Source organism: Pseudomonas graminis (assembly GCF_013201545.1).
Lineage (GTDB): Bacteria > Pseudomonadota > Gammaproteobacteria > Pseudomonadales > Pseudomonadaceae > Aquipseudomonas.
On record NZ_CP053746.1, the window covers coordinates 97,529 to 116,334 of the forward strand.

Genomic DNA, 18,806 nt, shown 5'->3' on the forward strand with positions numbered 1-18,806 from the left:
GCCCCGGTCGTGCGACAATCGCCACCACCGCTGGCCACATGCATACAAGTCTGGAGTCTGTCATGTACGTCAACCACCGCGAACTGTCCGTCACGCTGCGCCCGCTCAAGCTGATCCTGTCGATTGCCGCCGGCATCTGGCTGGGGTTTATCGCCGTCCTGCTCAGCCTGTGGCTGATCTATAAAATGCTCCCCGCCGAGCAGACCCAGGCACTGAACAACGCGGCCGCGCAAATGACGACCCCGCCTGCGGCCAAGCCAAAGCTTGAAAGTGATAACCCGATGTTTGATCAATACCGGCAGATATTGCGCGACAGCGAAGCGCGGCAGAGCCAGGAAGCCGAACAGGCGGAGCGGCAACGCAGCTTCAACGGCCCGAAATGCCAGTTCTGGATGCAGCAGAACCAGACCGCGCCCAGCGAGAAGAGCCGCGCCAGCGTCTATCAGTTCTGCGGCTGAATCCCCTTTTGTCGAGCCATGCCATGCCCCCGAATACGCCATGCCCGTGAACAAGCAAACCGTCCTGCACTGCATCGTCGAGAAGTTGCAGGTCGATCTCGATGTGGCCGTGCGGGCCGCGCAAACGGCGTACGAAACCGCGACCCATGAAGAGAACATCGCCGAGAACAAGTACGACACCCTTGGACTGGAGGCGTCGTATCTGGCGGCGGGTCAGGCGCGGCGCGTGGAGGAAATCCGCCAGTCGCTGAACCTGTGTCGCACCCTCGTGCTCAAGCCCTTCGATGACCAGCGCGGCATCCAGACCGGCGACCTCATCGCCCTCCTGGCGGACAACGGCGCGCAACAGCGGTTGTTTCTGGCACCCGACGCAGCGGGGCTGAAAATCACGGTCGACGAGCAGGTGATTACGGTGATCACGGCACGCTCGCCGCTGGGTCAGAGCCTGCTCGGCAAGTTCGATGGCGATGAGGTGGAAGTGGTGGTGAACGGCAGCCGTCAATCGTTCGAGATCACGCAAATCCTGTGATCCACTGATCATTTGCAGGGTTGTAGCGTCCGACTTTTTATGGGTAAGGTGCAGCGTCGCACCACACAGGGTGAACCCGGAACCCGGAGCCGGGGACACGGATTTAACCAAGGAGATATTTCATGACGAACGTCATCACTTTCCCTGACGCCCATGAACGTGATCGCCTCAAGTCCAGTGACCACCACGGGTTGAGATACCTGAACAAGAAAGAGCGACAACTGATCGACCGCCTGCGCATGACCAGTCACGCCGGCCGCCAGTACGTTTACGACTACGCCAGCATCATGCAGCGTTCCAAGCCGCTGTACCCTGAACCTGTGGACTGACGCGGCTCCCAGGGACGCGTATCGGTTCAGCAGCGGTTAAGTACAACGCCAGGGGGCGTAGGCCTATAGTGGGCAGATGTTTCTGTCTTCAGGAAAGCCCCATGCCCACCGCAACGCCTTCCCCGTCGCCCGCCGAACCGAGCGCTGCCGCTGCGCCGGTCGATCACCTGCGCTTCCACAAACGCCACGCCCACCTGGCGCCGACCTTTGGCACCGATGCTTTCGCCCTCAAGGCCGAGGCATTTGCGCGGTTCTTCGGCACGCCCACCTTTCTCGGCGCACAAACGTTGTTGGTGTTGCTGTGGGTGGGCGCCAACCTGAGCGGGCTGGTGTCGTTCGACCTCTACCCTTTCATCCTGCTCAATCTGGCGTTCAGCCTGCAATCGGCCTACGCCGCGCCGCTCATTCTGCTGGCCCAGACGCGACAGGCCGCCCGCGACAAAGCCAGCGCAGATGCCGACGCAGAGCACAGAGAAGCACTGGCGACCGCCAATGAAGAACGCATGGCCCGAGCCGCGCAGAACACCGCGCAGATGCTTGAGCTGCTGGAGCAGAACACCCGACTCACCGAAATGACCAAGGTGCTGACCGAACGGGTGGAAGCGCTGACGGCGGACATGCACAAGCATTTCGTTAAACGCGATGGGCATGTTTGACGGTTTTCGGGATTTGGCTTGCCCCTCCAGCGGATCTGCGGCACGCGCAAAATCTTAGTCTGGCAAGGGACCTTGTAGGAGCGAGCTTGCTCGCGAAGAGGCCAGTACATCCGCTAAATCTTCTCCGGCTGAAATACCGTCTTCGCGAGCAAGCTCACTCCTACAGTTCCTCCGTTTTCCGCAAGGCAATGCAGCGCGCTGGCTAAGGACAGCTTCTACGGAAATCACATCCCGTTGAACGATCCCATCCACCCGCTGCCCCAAACTCCATGGCATTCATGATCCCCCGTCAAAACTCCCGTGCCCGTGCTGTGGTTTTTCCATGCCCGCCGGCGCGGGATACTGGCCGTCAATATCGTTTCTCCCCTTCCCCCTTGAACCCTGGAGTTCTCCCATGACTGTTCCCGCATTTGGCCTCGGCACCTTCCGCCTGAAAGATCAGGTCGTCATCGACTCGGTCAGCAATGGCCTGGAACTGGGCTATCGCGTCATCGACACCGCGCAGATCTACGGCAATGAAGCCGAGGTCGGTCAGGCCATCGAGAAGAGTGGCGTGCCCCGTGACGAGCTCTACATCACTACCAAGATCTGGACCGACAACTTTGCCGCCGACAAGCTGATCCCGAGCCTGAAGGAAAGCCTGGCAAAGCTGAAAACCGATCACGTCGACCTGACGCTGATCCACTGGCCGTCGCCGAAAGGCCAGGTGCCTGTCGCCGAGTTCATGGGCGCGCTGCTGGAGGCCAAGCAGCAAGGCCTGACCCGCGAGATCGGGATTTCCAACTTCACCGTCGCGCTGATGAAAGAAGCCATTGCTGCGGTCGGCGCCGAAAACATCGCCACCAACCAGATTGAGCTGCACCCGTACCTGCAAAATCGCACCGTCGCCGATTTCGCCAAGCAACACGGAATCAAGATCACGTCCTACATGACCCTGGCCTATGGCGAAGTGCTGAAGGACCCGGTGATCGAGCAGATCGCCCAGCGCCACAACGCAACCCCTGCGCAAGTGACGCTGGCGTGGGCCATGCAGTTGGGTTACGCGGTGATTCCGTCGTCCACCAAGCGAGCGAACCTGGAAAGCAACCTGAAAGCAGTCGACCTCACGCTGACCGAGGACGACATGGCGCAGATCGCCCAGCTGGACCGTGGTCATCGCCTGACCAGCCCGGCCAGCCTCGCGCCCCATTGGGATTGATGCAGCCCTGATTCTGGCTTCGGCCAGAATCACCCCAATGCAACGCCCCCTTATAAAGCACTCGAACCATAAACAGGCGCCCTGCCTGGCCCCTTCCTGAAATTGGTTCGCTTACCGCCTGAACCAATCCCGTCCTCTCCTGCGAACCAGACTTCCGAACCTTTGCCGATTGGCCCGAAGCGGCAGGATCACGCCTGTCCGCACGACCGGCCATCTGTCCTTGCAGGCGAACCAATTTCCATTGGCATCGCTATTGCACTCGTCCCCTGTAGCCCGGCCCCGCTTCACGCAGCCCCTGGCCTCCGGTTCACCCGTGACGAGAGACGCAGATGGACAGCATCGACACCGACGCAACCCACGACACTTCGTCGAAGATGGCCCTCGACGCGCTGCGCCAACTGGTCGCGCAGCAGGCGGCGTTTCCCCAGCGGCCGCTGCCGACCGAACGCGACCTGGCGGTGGACTTCGGCGTCAGTCGCCGGGCCATTCGCCGCGCGCTGGCGGTGCTCGAAGCCGAGGGGCACATCTGGCGGCGGCAGGGCAAAGGCACTTTCGTCGGCCCTACCCCACCGAGCGCCGCCATGAGCTTTGCCAGGCTGTCGAGCCGGACCAATTTCAGCGAGGTCATGGAAGCGCGCATCTATCTGGAGCCCGCACTCGCGTCACTGGCTGCGCTGCGCGCCAGCGGCGAACAGATGGCGATCCTGCGCCGACTGGCCGAACGTACCACCCACCAGCAACACGCCAGCGAACCCGACGCCGAAGGCATCGAGCTGTGGGACAGCGCGCTGCACCGCGGGATCGCCGAAGCGGCGGGCAACCGCCTGATGCTCGATATTTTCGAAATGCTCGACGCCATTCGTCTTGACCCGGCGTGGCGCGACCTGCGCCAACGCGCCCGCAACACCGACCGCCTGAGCACCTACAGCCACGATCACCACGACATCATCGGCGCCATCGAAAGTCGCGACCCGGCCAAGGCCGCCACCGCCATGCGCGGTCATCTGCGTGCGCTGCAACAGGCGCTCGATCACGTCATCCAGCAAGACCTCGAGGCCAGCGTATGAGTGCTTCACCCGCGAACACCCCATCGGTATTGAGCGTCAGCGACCTCACCGTGCGCTTCAAGGATGCGCCAGCCAATGTCGTCGACGGCGTGTCGTTCGCCATTCAGCCGGGCAAGACCCTGGCCATCGTCGGCGAGTCCGGCTGCGGTAAAAGCGTGACGTCCATGGCCTTGATGGGCTTGCTGCCCGACACCGCGACGGTCCAGGCCAGCGCCTCGAACTTGCTGGGCGAGCCGCTGCTGGGGATGTCAGACGAGCGCCTGCTGGACGTGCGCGGCAATCGCATGGCGATGATCTTTCAGGAGCCGATGACCTCGCTCAATCCGGTGTTCACCATCGGTGATCAGATCGCCGAAAGCGTGATGCGTCACCAGGGTCTGTCGGCCAGCGCCGCCCGCCAGCGCGCGCTGGAAATGCTGGAAAAGGTCCGCGTGCCCGATGCCCTTCAGCGCCTCGACGCTTACCCACACGAGCTGTCCGGCGGCATGCGGCAGCGCGCGATGATCGCCATGGCGCTGGCCAATGACCCCGCGCTGATCATCGCCGACGAACCCACCACCGCCCTGGACGTGACCATTCAGGCGCAGATTCTCTCGCTGGTCGCCAGCCTCCAGGCCGAAACCGGCACCTCGATGATGCTCATCACCCACGACCTCGGCGTGGTCGCGGAAGTGGCCGACGAGGTCATCGTGATGTACGCCGGGCGCGTCGTCGAAAGCGGCTCGGTCAAAACCTTATTCGATGATCCGCAGCACCCTTACACCATCGGCCTGATGGGTTCGATGCCCTCGGTCGGCCCTCGCGAGGGGCGTTTGGCAACGATCAATGGGCGCGTGCCGACGCCGGCTGAAATGCCCGGCGGCTGCCGCTTTGCCAGCCGTTGCCCGTTCGTCATCGCTGCCTGCCGGGAAGCCCGTCCGCCGTTGCTGGAAGTTTCCGCCGGGCACTTTGCCGCCTGCATTCGCGTGCCACTTGAACAGCATCTGGGAGTCAGCGCATGAGCCTGTCAGGCCCACACATCATGAATACCGGGGTGGCTGAATCGGCGCTGGAAAAGCCGATTCTGGAAAGCATCGCGGTGAGCAAACACTTTCACAGCGAAGCAGGATTGTTCCAGCGCAAGAAGCCGCCGGTGCAGGCGGTCAACGAGGTTTCCCTGGCCGTGCGCCGGGGCGAAACCCTGGCGCTGGTGGGTGAGTCGGGGTCGGGCAAATCGACCCTGGGCCGCGTGCTGCTGAACCTGCTCAAGCCCACCGCAGGCGACGTCATTTATGAGGGCCGCAACCTGGGCAATCTGCCGGCCGACAAGCTGCGTCAGGTGCGCCGCGATCTGCAGATCATTTTCCAGGACCCGTTCGCCTCGCTGAACCCGCGCATGAGCGTGGAATCGATCATCGGCGAACCGATCTGGCTGCACCGTGACGACAGCCGCAGCGCCCGTCAGGACAAAGTCGCCGAGCTGTTGCGTACGGTCGGTCTGGCGCCGGAGCACGGCAGCCGCTTTCCCCACGAATTTTCCGGCGGTCAGCGTCAGCGCATCGGCATCGCCCGCGCACTGGCCTCGGAACCACGGCTGATCCTCGGCGACGAGCCGGTGTCGGCGCTGGACGTCTCGGTGCAGGCGCAGGTGGTTAATCTGCTGGAAGACCTCAAGCACCAGTTCGGCCTGACCCTGCTGATCGTCGCCCACGGCCTCGCGGTGATCCGCCACATGAGCGACCGCGTGGCGGTGATGTACCTCGGCGAAATCGTCGAGCTGGCACCGGTCAACGCGTTGTTCGAAACGCCCTTTCATCCTTATACGCAAGCGCTGATGGCCGCCGTGCCGGTCAGTCACCCGGACCTGCGCCGCCCGCGGCCGTTGCTCGGCGGTGACATGCCAAGCCCGAGCAAACCGCCGTCCGGTTGCCGTTTTCACACCCGTTGCCCCCACGCCAAGCCGCTGTGCCGCGAAGTGAAGCCGGTCTTCGAAACCGTCGAGCCGGGGCGTCAGGTGGCCTGCCATTACTGGCGCGAAATCGCCAACGCCGGTGCCGGTTCGCTGATCGTGCCCACCCCCAGCGCCGCTTATAGCCAGCGTCTGAATCTGTTCAAAAGCCATCAAGCCCTTTCTCTGGAGAGTCAGCCATGAAGTTCGCCCACCTGATAACAACCACGTTGTTGCTGCTCGCTGCGAATGCGGCTGTCGCCGAAACCACCCTGCGCATCGGCATTCAGGACGACCCTGACATGCTCGACCCCCACCGCTCGCGTACCTATTCGGGGCGACTGGTCTACACCGCGCTCTGCGACAAGCTGGTCGACGTCAATGCTGATCTGACCTACGCGCCACAACTGGCCACCGCCTGGAACTGGAGCGAGGACGGCAAGACCCTGACCATGACCCTGCGCGACGGCGTGACCTTCCACGACGGCGAGGTGTTCGACGCCGCCGCCGTGAAGTTCAACCTCGACCGCGCCCGCACCCTGCCCGACTCCCTGCGCAAGAGCGAACTGGCGTCGGTGGAAAGCGTTGAGGTGGTCGACGCGAACACCGTAGCGATCAAGGTCAAGCAGCCCGACGCCACGCTGATCTCGCAGCTGTCCGACCGCGCCGGGATGATGCTCGCGCCCAAGGCTTCAGCGACCGACGTGGCCTCGAAACCGGTGTGTTCCGGGCCATACAAATTCGTTCAGCGGGTGCAGCAGGACCGCATCGTGCTGGAGCGCTTCGACAACTACTGGAACAAGCAGGCGTACCACTTCGATAAGGTGATTTTCCTGCCGATTCCGGACACCTCGGTGCGCCTGGCCAACCTGCGTTCCGGCGACCTGGACATCATCGAACGCGTCGCGCCCACCGACGTGAAGACCGCCAAGGCCGACAGCCACGTGCAGGTGTTCAGCACGCCGGGCCTGGGCTACATGCAGCTGATGTACAACACCAACAACGGCGACAAGGCCAACAACCCCATGGGCAAGGACAAGCGCGTGCGCAAGGCCTTCGAGCTGGCGATCGACCGTGACGCGATCAATCAGGTGGTGTTCGAGGGCCTGTACGCACCGAGCGCCCAGCCGTTCCCGAAAAACAGCCCGTATTACGACAAGGACCTGCCGCTCCCGACCCGCGACGTCGAAGCCAGCAAAAAACTGCTGGCGGAAGCCGGGGTCAAGACGCCCCTCAGCGTCGAGCTGAAAGTCGCCAACAACCCCATTGCGCAACAGGTCGGCCAGATCATTCAGACGATGGCCGAAGAGGCCGGCTTCAAGGTCAATCTGATCGCCACCGAATACGCCACCCTGCTCAGCGAGCAACAGGCCGGCAACTTCCAGATCGGCATGAGCGCCTGGTCGGGCCGTCCTGATCCGGATGGCGACATCCACCAGTTCGTGACCTGCAAGGGCGGCCAGAACGACGGGCATTTCTGCGACCCGAAACTGGACGAGCTGCTGAACAAGGCGCGCACCGTGAACGACCAGGCCCAGCGTCAGGCCCTCTACTTCGAGGCCCTGCGCCTGCTCGCCGAAGACGTGCCGACCAGCTACCTGTACTTCGATCCGCGAATCATCGCCATGCGCAGCAACCTCACCGGTTTCGTGCCCAACCCGGATGGTCTGATTCGCCTGAACAACGTCGCTTTCAAATGACAGCGGCGCCCGTGGACAACCGCTTCGGCCGCGAGGATTCGTCATGCTGACTTTCATCCTGCGACGCCTGCTCAGCGCCATTCCGACGCTGATCCTGGTTTCGCTGTTCGTCTTCACCCTGCAAAAGCTGCTGCCGGGCGATCCGGTCCAGGCCATGGCGGGTGAAGAGCGCGACCCGGCGGTGATGGAATACCTGCGCGAGAAATACCGGCTCAATGACCCGCTGCCGCTGCAATACGTGCACTGGGTCGGCAATGTCCTGCAGGGCGACTTCGGCACCTCGTTGCGCACCGAGCAACCGGTGACCGTGCTGCTGGCGTCGAAGCTGCCGGTGACCATCGAGCTGGCGGTGCTGGCGTTGATCATCGCGTTGGTGATCGGCATTCCCACCGGGGTGATCTCGGGGGTGCGCAAGGGCACGTCGGTGGACTACGCGGCCAACGTGTTCGCCCTGTCGGGGATCTCGATTCCGCACTTCTGGCTGGGGATTCTGTTGATCATGATCTTCGCCGTGAAGCTGCAATGGCTGCCGGCCTCGGGCTTCGTGCCGCTGGGTGAAGACGTCGGGCAGAACCTGAAAACCCTGATCCTGCCAGCGTTCGTGCTGGGCGCGGGGCTGTCGGGGGTGCTGATGCGCCACACCCGCAGCGCGATGCTCGAAGTGTTGCGCGCCGACTACGTGCGAACCGCGCGGGCCAAAGGTCTGTTCCCGCGCACGGTGATCTTGAAGCACGCCCTGCGCAACGCACTGATGCCCATCGTCACGCTGACCACGCTGCTGTTCGGTGAGTTGCTCGGCGGCGCCGTGCTGACCGAGCAGGTGTTCAGCATTCCCGGCTTCGGCAAGATGATTGTCGATGCTGTGTTCAACCGCGACTACGCCGTGGTGCAAGGCGTGGTGCTGTGCGTCGCCATCGGCTTCCTGCTGCTGAATCTGCTGGCGGACGTGCTCTATCGCCTGATCAATCCGCGTCTGAGGACTGCCTGATGACTTCGATTGCGACCCATCCCTCGGCGCCGCTGAACGCGCCGTCCCAGGCGCCGTTGAGAGAACCATTGCGGCCGCGCACCCGTTCGCCGTTCGTGAAGAAATTCCTCGCCAACAAAGGCGCGGTGGTCGGCGCGGTGGTGCTGATCATCTTCATTCTCGCCGCGCTGCTGGCGCCGTGGATTGCGCCCCATGATCCGCTGAAGGCCAACTTCCTCGCCGTGCGCAAGGCGCCGTCGCTGATCTACTGGCTGGGCACCGATGAACTCGGCCGCGACCTGTTCTCCCGCCTGCTCTGGGGGGCGCGCAGTTCGTTGCTGGCCGGTGGGGTTTCGGTGGCGATTGCCATGGTCATCGGCGTGCCGCTGGGCCTGTTGGCCGGTTACTTCGGCGGCAGGCTCGACGCGGTGATTTCGCGCGTCATGGAAGCGCTGCTGTCGTGTCCGTTTTTGGTGCTGGCGATTGCCCTGGGCGCGTTTCTGGGCCCGAGCCTGAGCAACGCGATGATTGCCATCGGGCTGTCGGCGATGCCGATTTTCTCGCGCCTGACCCGCGGTCAGGTACTGGCGATCCGTCACGAAGATTATCTGGAAGGCGCCCGCGCCATCGGCCTGCCGGACCGCTGGATCATCCTGCGCTACGTGCTGCCGAACGTGCTCTCGCCGCTGGTGGTGCAAGCGACGCTGACCATCGCGTCGGCCATTCTGGCGGAAGCGAGCCTGTCTTTCCTCGGCCTGGGTCAACAACCGCCCTCACCGTCTTGGGGCTCGATGCTCAACACCGCGAAGAACTTCATGGAACAGGCGCCATGGATGTCCATCGCCCCGGGCGTGGCGATCTACATCACGGTGCTGTGTTTCAACCTGCTGGGCGACGGGCTGCGTGATGCCCTTGACCCGAAAAGCTGACGGCGCTCCCCCTTACACGCCGAAGCCGCGCCTCTATAACCGATCAACTGCCAAGAAGAGAACGACTGCATGTTCGATGATCTGGATTACAGCCAACCTTACGCGTCCGCCCGCTCGCCGGTGATGGGCAACAACATGGTCGCCTGCTCGCAACCCCTGGCCGCACAGGCCGGGCTGGACATGCTGCGTCAGGGCGGCAACGCCGTTGACGCCGCCATCGCCGCCGCCATGGTGCTGACCGTGGTCGAGCCCACCGGTTGCGGCATCGGCAGCGACGCGTTCGCCATCGTCTGGGACGGCAAGACGTTGCAGGGCCTCAACGCCTCGGGCCGCTCGCCGCAAGCCTGGACAGCGGAGCATTTCGCCGGTCAGCAGGAAATGCCTCAGCGCGGCTGGGCCTCGGTGACGGTGCCGGGCGCGGTGTCGGCCTGGGTCGCGTTGTCCGAGCGCTACGGCAAGCTGCCCTTCGCCACCCTCGCCGCACCCGCCATCGGCTATGCGCGCAACGGCTACCAAGTCACGCCGATCATTGCCGAACTGTGGCGGCGCGGCGCCGGGCTGTTGAAGGATCAGCCGGGGTTTGCCGAGTGCTTCCTCCAAAGCGGCAAAGCGCCGAAGGCCGGGGAGAAGGTCATGCTGAAGGATCACGCGAAAACGCTGGAGCTGATTGCTGACACCAAAGGCGAGGCGTTCTATCGCGGCGAACTGGCTCAGGCGATGATCAGCCACGCCAACGCCAATGGCAGCGTCATGAGCCTCGAGGATCTGGCGAACCACCAAGTGGACTGGATCGATACCTTGTCGGTGCCGTACGCCGGCGCCGTGGTCCACGAGCTGCCGCCGAATGGTCAGGGCATCGCCACGCTGGCGGGTCTGGGCATCTTAGAAGCGCTTGGCGTAGGCGAGCAGCCGGTGAACAGCGTCGAGACCGTGCACCCGGTGCTGGAAGCGATGAAGCTGGCGCTGGCCGACCTCAATCAGCACGTCACCGACAACGACCACATGCGCGTGGCCGCTGAACACATGCTCGACCCGGCGTACTTGCGCGACCGCGCGGCGCTGGTCGGTGAACAGGCACAAGACCCGCTGCATGGCGCGCCCAAGGCCGGCGGTACGGTGTACCTGTCGGCGGCGGACGAGAGCGGCATGATGGTCTCGTTCATTCAGTCGAACTACATGGGTTTTGGTTCCGGTGTGGTGGTGCCGGGCACGGGCATCAGCCTGCAGAATCGTGGCGCGGGTTTTACCCTGGACCCGGATCACGTCAACACCGTGGCACCGGGAAAGCGGCCCTTTCACACCATCATTCCGGGCTTTGTGATGAATGCCGACGGCACGCCGCTGATGTCCTTCGGCCTGATGGGCGGGCCGATGCAGGCACAAGGGCATTTGCAGATGATGCTGCGCATTTTGCGCTACAAGCAGAATCCCCAGGCTGCCGCCGACGCGCCGCGCTGGCGTATCGAGTCGGGCCTTAAGGTCGCGGTGGAGCGGTCATTTGATCCCCAGGTGATCGAAGCGCTGCGCGCCAAGGGTCATGACGTGGAAGTGGAAGACCCCAGCGGCGTGTTTGCCTTCGGCGGCGCGCAGATTATCCAGCGCACGGCCCATGGGTATGTGGGCGGGACCGATCCGAGGAAGGATGGGTTGGTGGCGGCGTATTGAGTCACCCGGCCAGGATTCGGTGGAAGCCCCTTCCCGGCTGAAGCCGGTCCCACTAAAACGCGCGGCGTGCCATTTAAACCGCCTTCCCGGCTAAAGCCGGTCCTACGAAATGCGCGCTAGTCGTAGGACCGGCTTTAGCCGGGAAGAGGTAGGTCCTGCTGGCCACTAGATTGCGGCTAACGCAATGCCGGATCTTCAACCAGAAACAACTGCAACAATCCCCACCAGACTCAACACCATCACCGTGCAACCCAGTACCGCCACTTCACGCAGTGGCGGCGGTATGCGCTCTTGGGCCATTCCCCGGGCGCTTTTGCGGTAGCGGGCGTTGAGGCCGATCTGGATCAGGAGGCCCGCCATCAACGAAAGAATGACGGGCAGCAGCGCCATCCACCCAAACGGCGGAATCCAGCGCAGAAACAAGATGCACACGCCGATCAACGTCAGCAGCGTCCGGCGCCAGGCCAGCAGCGTGCGTTCGGGTTGCAGACCGGGATCGTCGTGGCGCAACGGCACGGCAGGCATGCGCCGATTCACGACGCGCCGTAAATCAGAAAGACGATCAGCCCCGCCGCCACCAACCCGCCGCCCAGCGACAGAATCGGCACCAGCACCGGCAACGGCAGCGGCTTGCGTTGACGCATCGCCCGCTCGACCTTGAGCCAGCGCACGCAGGCACTGGCGCTCACCAACAAGGCCAGCACCAGCAACGACAGGGCCACCACCCGACGCAGGCCGGGGCTGAACACGTCGCTGGTAAAGGCTTCGACCGCGATGCCACCGGCCAGGAACGCCAGCGCCGTGCGGATCCAGGCGAGAAAGGTGCGTTCGTTGGCGAGGGTGAAACGCGGGTCAGGCTCGCACCCGCCGCCGAGCAATGAAGCCGAGAGCCGGTCACGCTCGGGTGGCGTGACGGGGGCACTGGCGGGAGGGGTGACGTGGCCGGGCTCGGGGGAATTCATGTCGCACCGTGGTCGGGTAGATGCGACGGATCATACCGGTCATGCCCGGGAAAGGCCCGTGTCCACAGCGACATGGGGTTGTCTGTTGCCGCAGCGCGGGGTTTCTCAAATAGGGCCATGTCGCCGATATTCGTGGCGATGACGAGCGTGTGGGAGTGAACGGGGTGGCGTTCCACCTTGCTCACGAAGAGGCCGGTATAGCCCCTGCATCTTCTGTGACTGGAATGCCGCTTTCGTGAGCAAGCTCACTCCCACAGGATGGTGAGCTGCCTCGATATTTCGGCCAGTTCGGAGGACTTGTGGGAGTGAGCTTGCTCACGAAGAGGCCAGTACATCCGCTGCATTTTCTGGGCCTGGAGTGCCGCTTTCGTGAGCAAGCTCACTCCCACAGGGTCTATGTTTGCTGCGCCACCGTGCAGCATCCGTGAGACGGAGTGACCAACATTTAAATCATCTGTTGGCAGCCAGTTCCAGCCACACCGCGCCGTCTGGATACTGATACCGCTCCAGCGTCTCGGGGTGCATTTCGATGCTGTACCCCGGCCGCTGCGGTGGCATGTAGCGGCCGCGGCGGATGACCACCGGATCAAGGAAGTGCTCGTGCAGGTGATCGACGTATTCCAGCACGCGTTTGTCCAGAGAGCCGGACACGGCGATGTAATCGAACAGCGAAATGTTCTGCACGTATTCGCACAACCCGACCCCGCCACCGTGGGGGCATACCGGGATGTCGAACTTCGCGGCCATCAGCAGCACGATCAGCACCTCGTTCAGCCCGCCCAGCCGTGCCGCGTCGAGCTGGCAGAAATCCAGCGCGCCGGCCTGGAACATCTGCTTGAACATCACCCGGTTGTGGCAATGCTCGCCGGTGGCCACGCCAATCGGCGCGATTCGCTGACGGATCGTCGCGTGGCCAAGGATGTCATCGGGGTGGGTCGGCTCTTCGATCCACCAAGGCTCGAACGCCGCCAGTCGGCGCATGTTGCTGATCGATTGCTCGACGCTCCAGACCTGATTGGCGTCCATCATCAGCGTGCGTTCCCAGCCCAGTTCATCCCGCAGAATCGCGGCGCGGCGCATGTCTTCTTCGATGTCCGAGCCAATCTTCTGCTTGATGTGGGTCCAGCCTTCGGCCACGGCTTCGCGGGCCAGTCGGCGCATTTTCTCTTCCGAATAACCCAGCCAGCCCGGCGCGGTGGTGTAGCCCGGATAGCCCTCCTCCCGCATCTGCGCCTCGCGCTTCGCCTTGCCCGGCACTTGGCGACGGAGCAAGGCGATGGCTTCTTCGGGGGTGATGGCGTCGGTGACGTAGCTGAAGTCCAGGCACTTGACCAACTGCTCGGGGGTCATGTCGGCCAGCAACTTCCAGACCGGCTTGCCCTCGACCTTGGCCCACAAATCCCAGACCGCATTGACCAGCGCGGCGGTGGCCAGATGGATCACGCCTTTTTCCGGCCCCAGCCAGCGCAACTGGCTGTCGCCCGCAGTGATGTTGTGCCAGAACGCGCCCATGTCCGCAGTGATCGATTCCAGGCTCAGTCCCACCACGCAGGGCGCCAGGGAGTGGATCGCGGCGGCGCAAATCTCGTTGCCCCGGCCGATGGTGAACGTCAGGCCGTGACCTTCAAGCCCGTCAGGCGAATCGGTGTGCAGCACAACATAGGCAGCGGAATAGTCCGGCGCGCTGTTCATCGCGTCGGACCCGTCAAGGGACAGGGACGTGGGGAAGCGGATGTCGCGGACAGAAATCGAGGTGATCTGCATGATGGGCTCTTGTTATGGGTGGCAATGCATACCTGTAGGAGTGACCGGGGTGGCGTTCCACCTCGCTTGCGATTGCAGCGTGCCAGTCAACACTTCAGTCGCTGATCAATCGCAATCGCGAGCAAGCTCACTCCTACACTCATAGCCGACTGTAGGCCGAACGGCGATACAGGCATAATCGCCAAATCCTAACCATCGATATCAAATCCGATATGTCAGACACATCACCCCCCTCCGATTTGCCTGGCACCTTCCCGACACCGAAGATCTCCAGCCGGCAGATCGCCTTGCTTAACGCCTTGGGCGAATTGGGCACTCTGCGCAAGGCCGCCACCGCCATTCACACCACCCAGCCCGCCGCCAGTTTGTTGCTGCAACAGCTGGAGGATCGTCTCGGCGTGCAATTGTTCGAGCGTTTGCCGCGCGGCATGCGACCGACGCTGTTCGGCGAGGTGATGATTCGTTACGCCCGGGGTGCGCTCCATGAGTTCGAATACGCCGAAGCGCAGTTGGCCGAGCTGGCACGGGGGGCTACAGGGATGGTGCGCATCGGCACAGTGATGGGCCCGGTGCCGACACTGCTGACCCGTGGTGTGCTGGCGTTCAAGGCCGCGCACCCGAAGGTGCGCATCGCCCTGGAAGTCGGCACCAGCGATGAATTGATACCGGCACTGATTCGCGGCGACTTGGACGTGGTGCTGGGCCGCCTGCCCGATCAACTCGACGGCCAGAGCCTCGACATTCAGCGGTTCGAACAGGGCGAGCGCATGCGCATCATCGCCCGGCCGCAGCACCCGCTGGCGAGCCACAACGGACTGACGCTGGCGGCGCTGGCGCCGATGACCTGGATCCTCCACCCTATCGGCAGCCCGATGCGGCGCCAGGTCGAAAACGCACTGCAGGCAGCGCAACTGATTAAGCCGCTGGACATCATCGAAACCCGCTCGATTCTGGCGACCAGCTCGATGCTCGAATCCTCGGACATGATTGCCGTGGTGCCCAATGACGTTGCCGAGCACTACGCGCGTTACGGCATGATCGCCATTCTGCCGGTTGAGTTGCCGTTGAGCATGGCCAATCTCGGGCTGATGACGTCGAAAGCCAGGCCGATGTCGGCGGCGGTGAAGGCACTGCTCACTTGTCTAAGCTCCATTTCTAACGGTGCAGACGGCCCATGAATCGATAACCCTGCGTTATCGCTCAATCGAAACCTTTCATTGGGAAATTACGTACCGGCTTCATAGAGTGGCTGAAAATCGGCCGACAACGTCCGCGCTCTGAAGCGGCTGCTTGATACGTCGTACATAACAATAACCGGCCAGCCGCGGTGCCGCTTCCTGAGGGAAGTTGCGTCTGGTACTGCTGACCCAGGCCGCAACCGTCATGAGAGGCCGCATGGAACTCATCGCCAAAACGCCCGCGTTCGATAGCAGCGCGCTGTTCATCCGCCTGAACCCCCTCGATAACGTGCTGATCGCTCGCCAGGCGCTGAGTGAAGGCACGTACCTGGACGAAGAAAACGTCACGGTCTCCCAGCCGGTTCCGTCCGGGCACAAGGTCGCGGCGGTGCGGATCGAGCAAGGTCAGCCGCTGCGGCGTTACGGCCAGATCATCGGCTTCGCTTCACAGCCCATCGAGGCCGGGCAGCACGTGCATGTGCACAACGTCGAGATGGGCGACTTCTCCCGTGACTACGCCTTTGGCGTCGACGCCCACGAGACGCCGAAAACCGAGGCGTTCTTTCAGGGCATCGTGCGCGCCGACGGCCGTGTGGCGACGCGCAACTACATTGGCATTCTGACCTCGGTGAACTGCTCGGCTACCGTGGCCCGGGCCATCGCCGACCGCTTCCGTCGCGACATTTTCCCCGAAGCCCTTGCGGACTACCCCAACATCGACGGCGTGGTCGCGCTGACCCACGGTTCCGGCTGCGCCATTGACTCCAAAGGCGAGGCCATCGACCTGCTGCGTCGCACACTCGCGGGCTACGCCGTGCACCCGAACTTTGCGGCGGTGCTGGTGGTGGGTCTGGGCTGCGAGACCAACCAGATTCAGGACATGCTCGACAGCCAGGGTCTGAAAGCCAGCGACCAACTGCGCGCCTTCACCATTCAGGGCACCGGCGGTACGTCGAAGACCATCGCCAGCGGCATCGCGCAGGTGCAATCACTGCTGCCCCAGGCCAATCAGGTCACCCGGGAAAGCGTCAGCGCACGGCACTTGATCGTCGGCCTGCAATGCGGCGGCTCCGACGGCTACTCCGGCATCACCGCCAACCCGGAACTGGGCAATGCGGTGGACCGGCTGGTGGCGGCGGGCGGTACGGCGATTCTGTCGGAAACCCCGGAAATCTATGGTGCCGAGCATTTGCTGACGCGGCGCGCGGCCAGTCAGGCCATCGGCGAAAAACTCGTTCAGCGCATTCATTGGTGGGAAGACTACTGCCAGCGTATGAACGCCGAACTGAACAACAACCCGTCCGCCGGCAACAAGGCCGGCGGGCTGACGACCATTCTGGAGAAATCCCTGGGCGCCGTGGCCAAGGCCGGCTCGACCAACCTGATGGGCGTGTATGAATACGCCGAAGCCGTCCGCGCCCAGGGCCTGGTGTTCATGGACACCCCCGGCTATGACCCGGTCTCTGCCACGGGGCAAGTGGCGGGAGGTGCCAATTTGATCGCGTTCACCACCGGGCGGGGTTCTGCGTACGGCTGCGCACCAACGCCGTCGATCAAGCTCGCCACGAATAACCGCGTGTTCGAATTTCAACAGGAGGACATGGACGTCAATTGCGGCGGCATCGCCGACGGCACGACGACGATTGAAGAACGCGGCGCGTACGTGTTCCAGATGATGCTCGACATCGCCTCCGGCGCCCGCAGCAAAAGCGAGCAGCATGGTTATGGGCAAAACGAGTTTGTGCCTTGGCACATCGGTGCGGTGACCTGACAGGACAGGCTGCCTTGGTAGGACCGGCTTCAGCCGGGAAGCTGTCTGGCTTTCAGTGGGACCGGCTTTAGCCGGGAACTGTCTTGCTTTCAGTGGGACCGGCTTTAGCCGGGAAGCTTTTCCAGCGTTACACCGCAACATGGATGGTGCCCAAACCGGCCTCTTCCCGGCTGAAGCCGGTCCTACACGAACGAAGCCGTTAAGCCCCACAACAATAAAAAAGGTGCGCAATGAAATCCCTCAAGACCTACCAGACGATCACCATCGTTTTTCTGATGCTGTTCGGGATCGTCAATTATCTGGACCGCAGCGCGCTGTCCATCGCCAACACGACGATCCAGAAGGACATGCTGATCAGTCCTTCGGAGATGGGCATTCTGTTGTCGGCGTTCTCGCTGGCCTATGCCTTCGCGCAGTTGCCGATGGGCATGATCATCGACAAGCTGGGCAGCAAGATCGCGTTGGGCGGCGCGCTGATGGTGTGGTCCATCGCGCAGACGGCGTCTGGCTTCGTCAACAGCTTCAGCGGCTTCTTCGCCCTGCGCGTGTTGCTGGGGATTGGCGAGGCACCGATGTTTCCATCGGCCGCCAAGACCCTTAACGAGTGGTTCGAGGAGCACGAACGCGGCACGCCGACGGGGATCGTCTGGTCGGCGACCTGCATCGGGCCGTGCCTGGCGCCGCCGTTGTTGACGCTGTTCATGGTCAACTTCAGCTGGCGCGGGATGTTCATCATCACCGGCGTGCTCGGCATCGTGCTGTCGCTGTGCTGGCTGATGTTTTACAAAAGCCGCGCGCAATACCTGAAGGAACTGGCGGCCGAGGGTCGTGAACCCACCGTTCAGGTGGTTCAAGCCGACGCCGCGCCGAAGGCATCGTTCTTCGCCGGCTGGCTGGACCTGTTCAAGCACCGCAGCACCTGGGGCACCTTCCTCGGTTTCATGGGCGTGATCTATATGCTCTGGCTGCACCTGACCTGGCTGCCCGGCTACTTCCAGCGCGAACACGGCCTGGACCCCTACCAAACCGCCTGGGTGGTGTCATTTGCTTATGTGTTCGGCGCGATTGGCACCATCGCCGCCGGACGGATTTGCGATCGGCTGGTCAAGCGCGGCGTCGGCGTGCTTAACAGCCGCAAATACACAGTGATCGGCGGGCTGGTATTCGCTGCGGTGTTCACCCTGCCACTGACGTTCGTCACCGGCCTGAGCGGCTGCGTCGCCCTGCTCTGCCTGGCGTTGTTCGGCATCAACCTGTCCAGCGCCACGGCGTGGATGGTGGTCAATACCGTGGTCGACACCAAACGCGTGGCGTCACTGGGTTCGATCCAGAATTTCGGCGGCTACATTGCAGGCTCCATTGCGCCGATCGTCACCGGGTTCAGCGTGCAATATTCCGGCACCTTCGCCACGGCCTTTGCGGTCAGCGCCATCGTCGCGTTGCTCTCGGCGTTCGCCTACTTCGTGCTGCTCAAGGCGCCGATACCCGAACACACCACCACGGCGCAGAAGGACTGGCAGGCGAATCTGGATGAGGTGCAAGGGCGTCGGGTTTGATGGGTGCCCCTTCAGCGGATTCCTGGGACCTCGCACTCGGTCCCAGGAATGCTGCAGTAACCCGCCGAACGCAACACCTGTGGGAGCGAGCTTGCTCGCGAAGGCGGCATTCCACCCGCTGAACATTTAGCGGATGTACTGGCCCCTTCG

Annotated in this window: 18 protein-coding genes; 15 read left to right on the forward strand and 3 right to left on the reverse strand. The window is 63.1% G+C overall.

Annotation, left to right across the window (positions count from 1 at the left end):
- Positions 1 to 62: 62 nt before the first annotated feature.
- The 12 genes from FX982_RS00500 (at position 63) to FX982_RS00555 (ending at position 11,425) form a co-directional block, all read left to right on the forward strand.
- On the forward strand, positions 63 to 458 hold the full coding sequence (locus FX982_RS00500; protein WP_172609233.1) for a hypothetical protein: 396 nt from the start codon (positions 63 to 65) through the stop codon (positions 456 to 458).
- A 46-nt stretch (positions 459 to 504) separates the two neighbouring features.
- The gene (locus tag FX982_RS00505) at positions 505 to 987 is read left to right on the forward strand and encodes a GreA/GreB family elongation factor (protein WP_172612944.1); all 483 of its coding nucleotides are present in this window, start codon (positions 505 to 507) and stop codon (positions 985 to 987) included.
- Positions 988 to 1,109: 122 nt separating this feature from the next.
- Positions 1,110 to 1,316 carry a hypothetical protein gene (locus tag FX982_RS00510; RefSeq protein WP_065993044.1) on the forward strand — a complete coding sequence of 69 codons (207 nt, stop codon included), beginning with the start codon at positions 1,110 to 1,112 and terminating at the stop codon, positions 1,314 to 1,316.
- 101 nt (positions 1,317 to 1,417) lie between these two features.
- On the forward strand, positions 1,418 to 1,972 hold the full coding sequence (locus FX982_RS00515; protein WP_122535618.1) for a DUF1003 domain-containing protein: 555 nt from the start codon (positions 1,418 to 1,420) through the stop codon (positions 1,970 to 1,972).
- Positions 1,973 to 2,366: 394 nt separating this feature from the next.
- Positions 2,367 to 3,170, forward strand: a complete 804-nt coding sequence (dkgB, locus tag FX982_RS00520) for a 2,5-didehydrogluconate reductase DkgB (protein WP_172609234.1) — start codon at positions 2,367 to 2,369, stop codon at positions 3,168 to 3,170.
- Positions 3,171 to 3,499: 329 nt separating this feature from the next.
- Positions 3,500 to 4,237, forward strand: a complete 738-nt coding sequence (locus tag FX982_RS00525; protein WP_122535620.1) for a FadR/GntR family transcriptional regulator — start codon at positions 3,500 to 3,502, stop codon at positions 4,235 to 4,237.
- Positions 4,234 to 5,238, forward strand: a complete 1,005-nt coding sequence (locus tag FX982_RS00530) for an ABC transporter ATP-binding protein (protein ID WP_172609235.1) — start codon at positions 4,234 to 4,236, stop codon at positions 5,236 to 5,238. The genes FX982_RS00525 and FX982_RS00530 overlap by 4 nt, the downstream gene beginning before the upstream one ends.
- Positions 5,235 to 6,368 carry an ABC transporter ATP-binding protein gene (locus tag FX982_RS00535; RefSeq protein WP_172609236.1) on the forward strand — a complete coding sequence of 378 codons (1,134 nt, stop codon included), beginning with the start codon at positions 5,235 to 5,237 and terminating at the stop codon, positions 6,366 to 6,368. The genes FX982_RS00530 and FX982_RS00535 overlap by 4 nt, the downstream gene beginning before the upstream one ends.
- The gene (locus FX982_RS00540; protein ID WP_172609237.1) at positions 6,365 to 7,864 is read left to right on the forward strand and encodes an ABC transporter substrate-binding protein; all 1,500 of its coding nucleotides are present in this window, start codon (positions 6,365 to 6,367) and stop codon (positions 7,862 to 7,864) included. Before FX982_RS00535 ends, FX982_RS00540 begins: the two co-directional genes overlap by 4 nt.
- A 43-nt stretch (positions 7,865 to 7,907) precedes the next feature.
- A complete protein-coding gene (locus tag FX982_RS00545; protein ID WP_172609238.1) occupies positions 7,908 to 8,852 on the forward strand; it encodes an ABC transporter permease in 945 nt (314 codons plus the stop codon).
- Positions 8,852 to 9,760, forward strand: a complete 909-nt coding sequence (locus FX982_RS00550) for an ABC transporter permease (RefSeq protein WP_254074866.1) — start codon at positions 8,852 to 8,854, stop codon at positions 9,758 to 9,760. Before FX982_RS00545 ends, FX982_RS00550 begins: the two co-directional genes overlap by 1 nt.
- A gap of 69 nt (positions 9,761 to 9,829) precedes the next feature.
- Positions 9,830 to 11,425 (forward strand): gamma-glutamyltransferase family protein, encoded by a 1,596-nt coding sequence (locus FX982_RS00555; protein WP_172609239.1) that lies wholly within the window; start codon positions 9,830 to 9,832, stop codon positions 11,423 to 11,425.
- 195 nt (positions 11,426 to 11,620) lie between these two features.
- Here FX982_RS00555 and FX982_RS00560 read toward each other — a convergent pair whose 3' ends face one another.
- The 3 genes from FX982_RS00560 to FX982_RS00570 all read right to left on the reverse strand — a co-directional run bounded on the left by FX982_RS00560 (position 11,621) and on the right by FX982_RS00570 (position 14,151).
- Positions 11,621 to 11,950, reverse strand: a complete 330-nt coding sequence (locus FX982_RS00560) for a DUF202 domain-containing protein (RefSeq protein ID WP_172609240.1) — start codon at positions 11,948 to 11,950, stop codon at positions 11,621 to 11,623.
- Between the two features lie 8 nt (positions 11,951 to 11,958).
- On the reverse strand, positions 11,959 to 12,387 hold the full coding sequence (locus FX982_RS00565) for a YidH family protein (RefSeq protein ID WP_172609241.1): 429 nt from the start codon (positions 12,385 to 12,387) through the stop codon (positions 11,959 to 11,961).
- Positions 12,388 to 12,837: 450 nt separating this feature from the next.
- Complete coding sequence (locus tag FX982_RS00570) at positions 12,838 to 14,151, reverse strand: L-fuconate dehydratase (RefSeq protein WP_172609242.1); 1,314 nt, start codon at positions 14,149 to 14,151, stop codon at positions 12,838 to 12,840.
- 212 nt (positions 14,152 to 14,363) lie between these two features.
- On the opposite strand from FX982_RS00570, the gene FX982_RS00575 reads away from it, so the two are divergent.
- From FX982_RS00575 to FX982_RS00585, 3 genes are all read left to right on the forward strand, one after another.
- Positions 14,364 to 15,329, forward strand: a complete 966-nt coding sequence (locus tag FX982_RS00575; protein ID WP_172609243.1) for a LysR family transcriptional regulator — start codon at positions 14,364 to 14,366, stop codon at positions 15,327 to 15,329.
- Between the two features lie 217 nt (positions 15,330 to 15,546).
- Positions 15,547 to 17,100 carry a UxaA family hydrolase gene (locus tag FX982_RS00580; RefSeq protein WP_172609244.1) on the forward strand — a complete coding sequence of 518 codons (1,554 nt, stop codon included), beginning with the start codon at positions 15,547 to 15,549 and terminating at the stop codon, positions 17,098 to 17,100.
- Positions 17,101 to 17,330: 230 nt separating this feature from the next.
- Positions 17,331 to 18,656: an MFS transporter gene (locus FX982_RS00585; RefSeq protein WP_172609245.1), complete on the forward strand. Its 1,326-nt coding sequence runs from the start codon at positions 17,331 to 17,333 to the stop codon at positions 18,654 to 18,656.
- Positions 18,657 to 18,806 lie beyond the last annotated feature (150 nt).

Coding starts and splice junctions, on each gene's coding strand:
- FX982_RS00500 (WP_172609233.1), top strand. CDS start 63: ATGTACGTCAACCACCGCGAACTGTCCGTCACGCTGCGCCCGCTCAAG.
- FX982_RS00510 (WP_065993044.1), top strand. CDS start 1,110: ATGACGAACGTCATCACTTTCCCTGACGCCCATGAACGTGATCGCCTC.
- FX982_RS00515 (WP_122535618.1), top strand. CDS start 1,418: ATGCCCACCGCAACGCCTTCCCCGTCGCCCGCCGAACCGAGCGCTGCC.
- dkgB (WP_172609234.1), top strand. CDS start 2,367: ATGACTGTTCCCGCATTTGGCCTCGGCACCTTCCGCCTGAAAGATCAG.
- FX982_RS00525 (WP_122535620.1), top strand. CDS start 3,500: ATGGACAGCATCGACACCGACGCAACCCACGACACTTCGTCGAAGATG.
- FX982_RS00530 (WP_172609235.1), top strand. CDS start 4,234: ATGAGTGCTTCACCCGCGAACACCCCATCGGTATTGAGCGTCAGCGAC.
- FX982_RS00535 (WP_172609236.1), top strand. CDS start 5,235: ATGAGCCTGTCAGGCCCACACATCATGAATACCGGGGTGGCTGAATCG.
- FX982_RS00540 (WP_172609237.1), top strand. CDS start 6,365: ATGAAGTTCGCCCACCTGATAACAACCACGTTGTTGCTGCTCGCTGCG.
- FX982_RS00545 (WP_172609238.1), top strand. CDS start 7,908: ATGCTGACTTTCATCCTGCGACGCCTGCTCAGCGCCATTCCGACGCTG.
- FX982_RS00550 (WP_254074866.1), top strand. CDS start 8,852: ATGACTTCGATTGCGACCCATCCCTCGGCGCCGCTGAACGCGCCGTCC.
- FX982_RS00555 (WP_172609239.1), top strand. CDS start 9,830: ATGTTCGATGATCTGGATTACAGCCAACCTTACGCGTCCGCCCGCTCG.
- FX982_RS00560 (WP_172609240.1), bottom strand. CDS start 11,950: ATGCCTGCCGTGCCGTTGCGCCACGACGATCCCGGTCTGCAACCCGAA.
- FX982_RS00565 (WP_172609241.1), bottom strand. CDS start 12,387: ATGAATTCCCCCGAGCCCGGCCACGTCACCCCTCCCGCCAGTGCCCCC.
- FX982_RS00570 (WP_172609242.1), bottom strand. CDS start 14,151: ATGCAGATCACCTCGATTTCTGTCCGCGACATCCGCTTCCCCACGTCC.
- FX982_RS00575 (WP_172609243.1), top strand. CDS start 14,364: ATGTCAGACACATCACCCCCCTCCGATTTGCCTGGCACCTTCCCGACA.
- FX982_RS00580 (WP_172609244.1), top strand. CDS start 15,547: ATGGAACTCATCGCCAAAACGCCCGCGTTCGATAGCAGCGCGCTGTTC.
- FX982_RS00585 (WP_172609245.1), top strand. CDS start 17,331: ATGAAATCCCTCAAGACCTACCAGACGATCACCATCGTTTTTCTGATG.